The 426-nt window shown below is 61.5% G+C and carries 2 protein-coding genes; both read right to left on the reverse strand.

The features are described from left to right. Positions 1–31: 31 nt before the first annotated feature. The gene (locus tag D7Y13_RS43415) at positions 32–235 is read right to left on the reverse strand and encodes a DNA gyrase inhibitor YacG (RefSeq protein WP_009241594.1); all 204 of its coding nucleotides are present in this window, start codon (positions 233–235) and stop codon (positions 32–34) included. Between the two features lie 8 nt (positions 236–243). Next, positions 244–426 (reverse strand): cell division protein ZapD (locus D7Y13_RS43420; protein ID WP_120631137.1); only part of this gene is annotated, 183 nt, incomplete at its 5' end.

Genomic DNA, 426 nt, shown 5'->3' on the forward strand with positions numbered 1-426 from the left:
GTCTTCGAATGGATGCGCGAGGAAGCGATGGCTAGTTGAGCCTGCCGGTCGTATCGTTGCCCGGCGCGTCGGGCAGGTCGTCTTCTTCGACTACGGGGATGGTGTACTGCTCGGCAGCCCAGGCACCCAGGTCGATCTGCTTGCAGCGCTCAGAGCAGAAGGGGCGATAGCGGCTCTCCGGCACCCAAGGCACGGCCTTGCCGCAGCTGGGGCATTTGACGGTCTTCACATTCATGATGCGGCTCAGAAATTACAGAGCTTCAGCTGGAACGGGATATCCGCATCGACCGGCTTGGGTCGCAGGTCGCCATCCTGCTGGGTAAAACGCACCCAGAGCATGTATTTGTTGGCGCTGATTTCGGGGATGAACCCCAGCGCCGACTCATCCAGGCGCACCTGCATCAGCTGGTACACGCGGCCCGACAG

It is taken from the genome of Corallococcus praedator (assembly GCF_003612125.1).
Lineage (GTDB): Bacteria > Myxococcota > Myxococcia > Myxococcales > Myxococcaceae > Corallococcus > Corallococcus praedator.

What these genes read in the sequence shown, in the direction of transcription:
- D7Y13_RS43415 (WP_009241594.1), bottom strand. Translation starts at nt 235, where the DNA reads ATGAATGTGAAGACCGTCAAATGCCCCAGCTGCGGCAAGGCCGTGCCT.